Raw genomic sequence first — 9506 nt, 5'->3', positions numbered from 1 at the left:
TCGTAATTGCTTCCTGTTTTTGGACCTAAATCGCATGAAACAAGCCTTAAAGCCAGCTGTCACAGAGGATAGTAAATAGCGTTAATTTGTCTTAAACTCCGTAGCTGACCATGTATAACACCAAACCGGCTAGCACAATTAAGCCAGGTAACGTGAAAGAAAAAAAGCTGAGTGGTTCAAAACCTTGACTCTTTAAACCCGCACTTACCACTAAGTTTGGTGGAGTAGCAATTAAGGTCAACATACCACTAACCAAAGCCGCGTAGGACATGGGAAGGAGCAGTTTACTTGGGCTATTGTTGGAATATTTAGCAATGCGCAGCACAATAGGAATAAAGATAGCAACAACGGCGGTCGAACTCATTACGGCGCTAAGTATGGCGCTCGCTAACATCAGCATAATCAGCATTTTGGTCGTTGAGCTACTACTATTTTGGCTGATCCAATTACCGACAAATCTCGCTACACCGGTTCTGTCTAGCATCTCGCCAACCACGAGTAAGCCGGCAATGAGAATGACAACTGAATTGCCAAAGCCTGCCAATGCTGCGTTAACGGGCAGTATGTTGGTCAGTATTAGGGCCAAAACCACACATATTGCAATCATGTCGTAACGCACACGGTTACTCGCCATGAGTAACGCCGCGGCGGCAATCAGTGCAAACACGAAATTTGCGTGATATTGCTCAGATAACGTGAACATGATGATAGCTCCTTGCGTAAATTCGGAAGATAGAACGAAAGTGAACGTTCAAAACAACCAGATGACGATAAGAGGCTGAAAGAAAACCTTTCGTAAAATGAAAAAGCCAGTTAAAAGAGTGTTCTACAATCGTCAAACACTATTCTAGCTGGCTTTATATTACTTAGATAAATTTTTTTAGGTATTGGGGTACGTTGGACCACCACCACCCTCGGGTGGACGCCATGTAATGTTCTGTGCTGGGTCTTTTATGTCACAGGTTTTACAGTGAATGCAGTTTTGTCCATTAATTTGGAACTGCATTTCACCGTCGCTTTCCACCACCTCATAAACGCCTGCCGGGCAGTAACGTTGCGCGGGTTCATCGAAGCGAGGCAAGTTCTGCTTAATAGGGATAGACGTATCGGTTAATTTCAGATGACACGGCTGATCTTCTTCGTGGTAGGTATTTGAAATATAAACCGAAGAAAGTTTATCGAAGCTAAGTTTACCGTCTGGTTTCGGGTAGTCGATTTTAATGTGCGCACTAGCCGGTTCCATACACGCGTAGTCTTCTTTCGAATCGCGTAGTTTTAACAGTGGCTTACCACCAAAAATCTTCTGCTCCATCCAGTTGTAGCCGCCACCAACGATAGGGCCAAACTTATGCAAGGCAGGACCGAAGTTACGCGAGTTATATAACTCTTGATACGCCCAGCTCTGTTCGAATAGTTGTTGGAAATTGGTTGTACCCTTTTCTTCAGCATCGGTACCGAGCGCTTCAAGGATCGCATCAGCGGCAATCATGCCTGACTTCATCGCAGTGTGAACGCCTTTGATTTTACTAAAATTTAGTGTACCAGCGTCACAGCCAACCAACATACCACCGGGGAAACTCAGCTTGGGTAGTGCATTCAACCCACCTTTGGTAATTGCACGCGCACCATAGGTGATACGTTCGCCACCGCTGAGTGTTTCAGCAATAATCGGATGATGCTTAAGGCGTTGGAACTCATCGAACGGGCTGATATGCGGATTGGCATAATTCAAGTCAATGATTAACCCAACGAATACTTGCTGATTTTCGGCGTGATAGAGGAAGAATCCGCCACCCATGCCTTTACTTAGTGGCCAACCTGAACCATGCACAACCAACCCCGGTTTGTGTTGCGACTCAGGCACTTGCCAGATTTCTTTAAAGCCAATGCCGTAATGTTGAGGATCAGCGTCAGAATCAAGCGCGAACTTCTTGATAATGCCTTTACCAATGTGACCACGGCAGCCTTCACCAAGAATAGTGTACTTAGCAAGGATATCCATACCAGGGGTATAGCCTGGGCCTGGTTCGCCATCTGCGCCTACGCCCATGTCGCCTGTGGCTACTCCACACACTTTACCATTGTCGTCGAAAATCACATCAGCGGCAGTGAAACCAGGGAATATTTCTACCCCAAGCTCTTCTGCTTGCTCTGCGAGCCAGCGACATAAATTCGCCACACTCACAATGTAATTGTTGTCATTGTGCATTGAAGGTGGCACCGCCCAATGAGGTAACTCAGTGGCTCTAGACTCGTCGCGAAGTAAATACACTTCGTCTTTAGCTACAGGCTGACCTAGGGCAAAGCCGTCTTCTTTCCAAGTAGGGAAGAGTTCGTCCAATGCTTTGGTTTCAATGACTGCGCCAGAGAAAATGTGAGCACCTACTTCAGCGCCCTTCTCAAGCACACAGACGTTGACTTCTTTGCCTTGTTCAGCAGCTTGCTTCTTAATCTGACAAGCTGCCGACAGGCCAGAAGGGCCAGCGCCAACAATAACAACATCAAATTCGATGGATTCGCGTTCTGGAGTATCCATGACGTTCCTCTTTATGGCACTTAATTTAAAGTACGCTAGCTAATTTGGCTTCTAATTCCGGTACTAGGTCGTGTAAATCACCGACTAAACCGTAGTCCGCCACTTCGTAAATTGGTGCGTCTGGATCTTTGTTAATCGCTACGATAACTTTAGAGCCTTGCATACCTGCTAAATGCTGAATGGCACCAGAGATACCTACCGCTACATACAAGTCAGGTGCAACAATTTTACCGGTTTGACCAACTTGGTGGTCGTTACCAATAAAGCCTGCGTCAACTGCTGCACGCGATGCACCGAGGGCTGCATTCAAACGGTCTGCTAGTTTTTCGATAAGTGCGAAATTCTCTTCACTACCTACACCGCGGCCACCCGAAACTACAATACTTGCAGAAGCGAGTTCAGGGCGTTCACTTTGGGCAATTTCTTCGCTAACTACACGCGACAAGCCACAGTCAACAGCATTATCTACCGCAGTGATAGCGCCAGTGCCAGCTCCTGTTGGCGCAGCATCAAAAGCAGATGTACGCACAGTGATAACTTTCACAGCATCGCTAGAAGTAACGGTTGCAATGGCATTACCCGCGTAAATGGGGCGCACGAATTCAGCTTCACCATTAACACCGGTAATATCTGAAATTTGACCTACGCCGAGTAGTGCGGCTAGGCGTGGCAGTGCATCTTTCATTACACTCGTCGCCGGTGCAACAATGTGGCTGTAGCCTTCTGCATTAGCTTGTAATGTTGCTGCTAGGTTTTCTGCACCTTGATACGCTAGTGCATCGTGGTCAGCAACCAGTACTGCGCTAACGCCATCGACTTTTGCCGCTTCTTCGGCAACGGCTGCACACCCTTTACCGGCCACAAAAATATCAAAAGAGGCACCAATTTTAAGTGCTGCCGACACGGCTGCTAAGGTAACAGGGCTGAGTGTGGCGTTATTGTGTGATGCAATTACTAAGGTTTTCATTAAATCACCTTCGCTTCATTTTTCAGTTTATCGACTAGCTCGTCTACCGACGCAACTTTGATACCTGCCTGACGTGTAGCAGGAGCAGCAACAGAAAGTTGTTGTTGCGTTGACGTAACTTCAACACCTAAATCTGCGGCAGTTGTCTCTGCGATAGGTTTGCGTTTCGCTTTCATGATATCAGGTAGTGTGGTAAAACGCGGTTCATTCAAACGTAGGTCAGCCGTCACGATAGCGGGAAGCTTCAGAGCTACAGTTTGTAGACCACCGTCGACTTCGCGTGTAACTAGCGCTTCGTCACCTTCAATTTTAACCACTGAGGCAAAAGTTCCTTGTGGGCGACCCATAATACCTGCAAGCATTTGACCCACTTGGTTGTTGTCGCTGTCGATAGCTTGCTTACCCATCATGATCAGGCCCGCGTCTTCTTGCTCGGCTACTTTCGCTAGTAAACGGGCAATAACTAATGGCTCTGGTTGCTCTTCTACATCAATACGAATGGCACGGTCAGCACCCATCGCAAGGGCAGCTAGGATCTGCTCTTTAACGATTTTGGGACCAATACAAACAGCGATAACTTCACTTGCTGTGCCCGCTTCTCTTAGGCGTAGTGCTTCTTCAACCGCTATTTCACAAAACGGGTTGATAGACATTTTGGTGTTGCTCAAATCGACGTCTGAGCCGTCCTGTTTAATACGTACTTTTACGTTGTAATCGATAACCCGTTTTACCGGAACAAGGATTTTCATAGTAAACCTTCTAATTCTAATTAAAATTGATCAACAGCAAATTCATACAGTGCTTGGGGGTTTTGTACCATTACACCAAAATGATGTAGTGCACGTGGCAACAAGCACTGGCTGTAGTACATCGCTGAAATACGCTTCTTAGCAAGGAACTCTTCACCGTACACGTCGTCGTTCGCGTCAGTTAAGGCGATAACGGCGAGTAAGGTACGGCCTTGCATCCAACCACCACACAAATAGCCCATTGCCATTAGCATATCGAAACAAACTGCTTGTGATAACTCTTTTTCGCTCGGTGCGTTAGTCAGTAGCCATTCTTTTGCCGCACGCGCTTTGTCCACGGCTTGGGCGAATGCTGCACCAAAGGCTTGCGCGTCGGCGTTGCTAGAAGCGCTCAATTCAGTGGCGGTAGCCGTCATGTCGTTTAATAGACTTTCCAGTGCTACACCACCGTCCATTAATACTTTACGACCAATAAGGTCGAGCGCCTGAATCGCCGTTGTGCCTTCATAAATAGGTAAGATACGTGCATCGCGGAAATGCTGCGCTGCACCTGTTTCTTCAACATAACCCATACCGCCATGAACTTGTATGTTAAGCGAAGTGAGCTCTTGTGCAAACTCCGTCATCCAACCCTTTACAATAGGTGTAAACAGTTCAAGACGCGCGTATTTTTCTTTACTGTTATTGTCGGCGTGAGCAAAGTCTAGCGCGGCAGACGCTTCTAGCGCTAAAGCGCGCATCGCTTCAACCCCAGAACGCATGGTTAATAGCATACGGCGAACGTCAGGGTACTCGATGATAGGCTTTTTACTACCATCTCTGTTTTTACCTTGAACTCGCTCACGTGCATACTGCACCGCTTGTTGGTAAGCGCGGTCTGAAATACCCAAACCTTGTACACCTACGCCTTGGCGGGCGTGATTCATCATGGTGAACATATACGGCAAGCCTTTGTGCGGTTCGCCAACTAAATAACCAATCGCGCCCTCGTTATCACCAAATGCCATAGTACACGTTGGCGAGCCGTGGATACCGAGCTTGTGTTCAATTGAGATGGGGTATACATCGTTGCGTTCGCCTGGTTCGCCGTTTTCGTCGAGTACGAACTTAGGTACGATGAACAGTGAAATACCTTTTACGCCCGGAGGTGCGTCGGGTAAGCGTGCAAGTACCAAATGCACAATATTGGGGGTCATTTGGTGATCGCCCCAAGTGATGAAAATTTTCTGGCCTTTAATGCGATAGTGATCGCCATCTGGTGTTGCAGTTGTTGATACTGCCGCGAGATCTGAACCAGCGCCTGGCTCGGTCAGGTTCATGGTGCCAGTCCACTCACCAGCGATTAAGCGGGGTAGGTAAAGGGCTTTTAGTTCGTCGCTACCATGAGCAAGTAATGCCTCTACAGAGCCGATGCTCAATAACGGGCAAAGTGCAAACGCCATATTTGATGCTTGCCACATTTCGCTGACTGCAGTGCCTAAAACCTGAGGAAGATTTTGTCCACCAAACTCTTCTGGTGCTGTTAATGTAGACCAACCGTTATCCACAAACTGTTGATAGGCTTCTTTTAATCCAGGAGATTCAGTGACGGCATTATCAGCCCACTGCGCAGGATTTTGGTCGGTGTCCCAGTTCAACGGAGCAAATACTTCTGAGCTCAGTTTACCGGCTTCTTCTAAGACCGCATCTGCTAGGTCAATATTAATATCTTCTAATTGAAGTTTTTCACACAAACCATCGAAACCGATTAACTGGTCAAGTACAAATTTAGCATCAAGTACAGGGGGTTGATATTGACTCATTTCAGAACCTATCCTAGTGATTAACGTTGTTGGATTATCCAAATAGTATAGGCACTAGTCTGCAATTTGCGCTTAATTTGTTCAATTACCAAAAAAGTCTATTGCTTGACATATTCGGACACTCGTTTGCTCACTTCATCAAACTATCTCAATCTGCATTTATATTAGTTTGGGCTGATGTTTTGGTGCTAGATAAGTGTGTTCTCGCGATATAAGGTAGGCGTCTGTCCAGTCCATTGTTTAAAGGCGCGCGTGAAGGCTGCTGGTTCAGAAAAACCTAATTTATTCGTAATGGTGGAAATCGGAATATCGGGTTGGCTGAGGTAATAAATCGCCATATTTTTGCGTAATTTATCTTTGATTTCTTGAAAGCTGGTACCTTCTTCGGTCAATTTCCGACGTAGCGTGCGTTCAGACACATTCACGCTATCAGCAATATCTTGCATGCTAGCTTCGTGCTCGCGGTACTCGGCCAAATAATCCATCACTCGGCGGGTATAAACTGGTGTGAATTCTTGACGTGTAAACCAGTTGAGTGGGGCTTGCTTGAAGTGTTCGCGCAGGTTCTCCGCGCGCTGGGTGACAGGGTTTACTAGTTCTTCTTCACTAAAAACGAAGGCATCGTAGTCATGGCCGTAGGTGATGGGGCAGGGAAACATAAAACGATACTCGGCGGCATGAGCGGGTTCTGCACCACGCATCTTAACTTGTTGCAGAGGAATACTTTTACCAATTAACCAACCCGGAAAACGGTGCCAAAGCAGCAAAAAGAAATCTCGAAACAGTAAGTTACGGTCGATTTCAGGTTGGACTTGACGCATGCGCAATTCAACCTGTCCTTTACTTATATACAATGACAGTGAAATTGACTGGTTAACCAAACTGTAAAAACGGCACAGGTGTTTATAAACCCGATGTAAATTTTGCTCTTGAATCGCCCCATCGGCGAATAAACGGAACACGCCATACTTACTGGGCTGCGTGGTTAAGCCTAAAAATTCATCGTCACTTTGCTCCCATACCGAGCGCATAAGTTGACTAAATTGTTGAGAGGTTATACGACTTTGCGGATTGTCGAGCAGAGGCTGGTTAAGTCGAGCACTTTGTAGAATCGGCTCCAAATTCAAACCGAGTTGGCGCGCTGCGTCTAACACCGCATTGGCAAAGTGCACAGAAACACTGTGACTGTAGTGAAGCGACATACCTAGCTCAATGAGTCATTCGAAATTGATGCTATTTTGCGAGAGCGGTAGCCGATTAGCAAGTACAACTTGGGTGGCTTTAGTGCGGGTGTGACAGCTCCTCTACTTGGAAAAGTAGTGTAATTGGACCAAGAAAATGGCGTAGTATGTGTATTCAAACACCGATACTCAGAAACATGAGTAATAACGACGACGAGAAAATATCATGCAAAAAAGACTGACGAGATTACTTTCTGGATTAGCTACCACGCTCGCTGTTTCAATGTCTGCAAGCTTCGCCGGCTATGCGTCTACAGTAGTGACCAACGTGACTGGGTATACGCTAAACCCGCAGGGTGAAATGGTAACCTTCAACACAATAGTGTTTGATGAAGGTAAAGTAGTGCAACTTAATCCCACCGAAATGCCAGCTGATGCAACAGTGATTGACGGCAACAATAAAGTATTACTGCCGGGGTTGATTGATGCTCACGGGCATTTGCTCGGTTTGGGCGGTAACTTAATGGAAGTCGATTTACGCGAGAGTTCCTCAATGCAACAGGCAGCCCAATGGGTAGCTGACTATGCCATGATGCATGCTGACCAAGAGTGGATAAAAGGCCGCGGATGGAATCAGGAGTTATGGAGTGATCGCTCATTCCCAACAGCCGCTGTACTCGATGCTAAACTGAAAAATAAACCCGTCTGGTTGACGCGAGTCGATGGCCATGCCGCTTGGGTGAATAGTAAAGCGTTACAGATGGCGGGTATCAATGACAGTACGCCTGACCCCGCTGGAGGCCAAATTTTGCGCGATGCTGATGGCAAGGCAACAGGTGTGTTGATTGACCATGCCATGGATTTAGTGTCAGCGATAATGCCAAAAGATTCAGCGTCACTCTATGCAGCACAACTCAACGCTGCAGGCGAGCATTTGCATTCGGTTGGCATAACCGCCATGCACGATGCGGGTATTGGCCATCATGTCTACGACTTTTACTTGGCGCGAGCCGCTCAGGGTGAACTGCCCGTGCGTGTTTATGCCATGCTAAGTGCGACAGATCCGCTGCTACCAGAGATGCTAGATGTTGGCATTATTCGCAGCCAAGACGACTTTTTACATGTGCGCAGCGTAAAAGCTTATGGCGACGGAGCATTGGGTAGCCGAGGTGCTGCGTTAATCAAGCCATATTCAGATGCACCTCATCAGCATGGGTTATTACTAACGCAACCTGAAGATTTTCCCAAAGTAGTACAGCAAGTGTTAGGCGCGGGTTTCCAGTTGAACTTTCATGCCATTGGGGATAAAGCCAATCAGTTAGTACTTGATGAATTTGAGCGTACCTTTGAGCTACTGGGTGGCCAAGCCCTGCGTAACCGAATTGAACACGCGCAAATCATTGCGGTTGAAGATTTGCCTCGCTTTGCCGAGTTGAAAGTATTGCCGTCGATGCAACCTACTCATGCCACCAGCGACATGAATATGGCGGAAGATCGCTTGGGTAAAGCTCGGATGGAAGGTGCCTATGCATGGAAAACATTATTGAACAGTGGTATTCCAATGCCACTAGGTTCAGACTTTCCGGTTGAGTTGGCCAATCCATTCTACGGCTTACATGCCGCAGTTACTCGCCAAGACCGCAATAATCAACCCGTCGCTGGTTGGTATCCCGAACAGGCTATGAGTATTCAACAAGCTTGGCGCTTACTCTACGTCAACAATTTTCAATGTATTGGTTGCACCCACTTTTTCCATTTCATCACCGTAAGTTAAGATGATGCTGTCACCACTTTTGACTAGCCCTTTTTCTTTTAACGATGCAATAACGTCGTATTTCAAACGGCCTGGTTCACTGTTAGATGAGTCGAAGAAAACTGGCTTAACACCACGACAAAGCGCCATCGTATTTAGTGTAGACTCGTGACGTGACATGGCAATTATTGGCAATGAAGTTGTAATGCGAGACATAAGTGTTGGCGTGCTGCCGCTTTCTGTTAAACCGACAATGGCTTTTACGCTTGGTAAGTGGTTAGCGGCATAAACAGCTGATAGGGCAATAGATTCACTTGTTGAAGAGAATTGTTCGTCCATGCGGTGTTTTGAAAGCTTAACACTTGGGTGGGTTTCTGCACCTTCACAAACTCGAGCCATAGCTGCAACGGTCTCAATAGGGGGTTCTAGGGATTTTCCCCTCTAAAAAGACATAATCCTCTGTAGACCACACCAATAAATGGCTGCGGAGGTGGGTTACTACTTATAAGTGTGGCAAA

General features: G+C 46.8%; 7 protein-coding genes and 1 pseudogene. 1 reads left to right on the top strand and 7 read right to left on the bottom strand.

Annotated elements, in window-relative coordinates; genetic code table 11:
* Positions 1 to 91: 91 nt before the first annotated feature.
* The 6 genes from BIZ39_RS18975 to BIZ39_RS18950 all read right to left on the bottom strand — a co-directional run bounded on the left by BIZ39_RS18975 (position 92) and on the right by BIZ39_RS18950 (position 7256).
* Entirely contained in the window at positions 92 to 703 is a 612-nt protein-coding gene (locus tag BIZ39_RS18975; protein WP_008305473.1) for an SLC13 family permease, read from the bottom strand.
* Positions 704 to 880: 177 nt separating this feature from the next.
* Complete coding sequence (locus BIZ39_RS18970) at positions 881 to 2536, bottom strand: electron transfer flavoprotein-ubiquinone oxidoreductase (RefSeq protein ID WP_008305471.1); 1656 nt, start codon at positions 2534 to 2536, stop codon at positions 881 to 883.
* Positions 2537 to 2561: 25 nt separating this feature from the next.
* Entirely contained in the window at positions 2562 to 3503 is a 942-nt protein-coding gene (locus tag BIZ39_RS18965; RefSeq protein WP_008305470.1) for an electron transfer flavoprotein subunit alpha/FixB family protein, read from the bottom strand.
* Entirely contained in the window at positions 3503 to 4252 is a 750-nt protein-coding gene (locus tag BIZ39_RS18960; protein ID WP_187447723.1) for an electron transfer flavoprotein subunit beta/FixA family protein, read from the bottom strand. Before BIZ39_RS18960 ends, BIZ39_RS18965 begins: the two co-directional genes overlap by 1 nt.
* Before the next feature lie 20 nt (positions 4253 to 4272).
* Positions 4273 to 6054 carry an acyl-CoA dehydrogenase gene (locus BIZ39_RS18955; protein ID WP_008305468.1) on the bottom strand — a complete coding sequence of 594 codons (1782 nt, stop codon included), beginning with the start codon at positions 6052 to 6054 and terminating at the stop codon, positions 4273 to 4275.
* A 188-nt stretch (positions 6055 to 6242) separates the two neighbouring features.
* A complete protein-coding gene (locus tag BIZ39_RS18950) occupies positions 6243 to 7256 on the bottom strand; it encodes an AraC family transcriptional regulator (RefSeq protein ID WP_008305465.1) in 1014 nt (337 codons plus the stop codon).
* A 205-nt stretch (positions 7257 to 7461) separates the two neighbouring features.
* Between BIZ39_RS18950 and BIZ39_RS18945 the strand changes: the two genes are divergently transcribed.
* Positions 7462 to 9009 carry an amidohydrolase gene (locus BIZ39_RS18945; RefSeq protein ID WP_015067460.1) on the top strand — a complete coding sequence of 516 codons (1548 nt, stop codon included), beginning with the start codon at positions 7462 to 7464 and terminating at the stop codon, positions 9007 to 9009.
* Here BIZ39_RS18945 and BIZ39_RS18940 read toward each other — a convergent pair.
* Positions 8941 to 9408 (bottom strand): annotated as a pseudogene (locus BIZ39_RS18940) (pyruvate kinase alpha/beta domain-containing protein); the annotation flags it as partial. The gene BIZ39_RS18945 and the pseudogene BIZ39_RS18940 overlap by 69 nt on opposite strands.
* Between the last annotated feature and the right edge of the window lie 98 nt (positions 9409 to 9506).

This window comes from Alteromonas sp. BZK5 (assembly GCF_014349115.1).
GTDB classification, from domain to species: Bacteria; Pseudomonadota; Gammaproteobacteria; order Enterobacterales; family Alteromonadaceae; genus Alteromonas; species Alteromonas macleodii.
Note: the sequence above shows the minus strand (reverse complement) of the source record. Positions and strands in the feature narration are given on the sequence as shown.

Coding starts and splice junctions, on each gene's coding strand:
- BIZ39_RS18975 (WP_008305473.1), bottom strand. CDS start 703: ATGTTCACGTTATCTGAGCAATATCACGCAAATTTCGTGTTTGCACTG.
- BIZ39_RS18970 (WP_008305471.1), bottom strand. CDS start 2,536: ATGGATACTCCAGAACGCGAATCCATCGAATTTGATGTTGTTATTGTT.
- BIZ39_RS18965 (WP_008305470.1), bottom strand. CDS start 3,503: ATGAAAACCTTAGTAATTGCATCACACAATAACGCCACACTCAGCCCT.
- BIZ39_RS18960 (WP_187447723.1), bottom strand. CDS start 4,252: ATGAAAATCCTTGTTCCGGTAAAACGGGTTATCGATTACAACGTAAAA.
- BIZ39_RS18955 (WP_008305468.1), bottom strand. CDS start 6,054: ATGAGTCAATATCAACCCCCTGTACTTGATGCTAAATTTGTACTTGAC.
- BIZ39_RS18950 (WP_008305465.1), bottom strand. CDS start 7,256: ATGTCGCTTCACTACAGTCACAGTGTTTCTGTGCACTTTGCCAATGCG.
- BIZ39_RS18945 (WP_015067460.1), top strand. CDS start 7,462: ATGCAAAAAAGACTGACGAGATTACTTTCTGGATTAGCTACCACGCTC.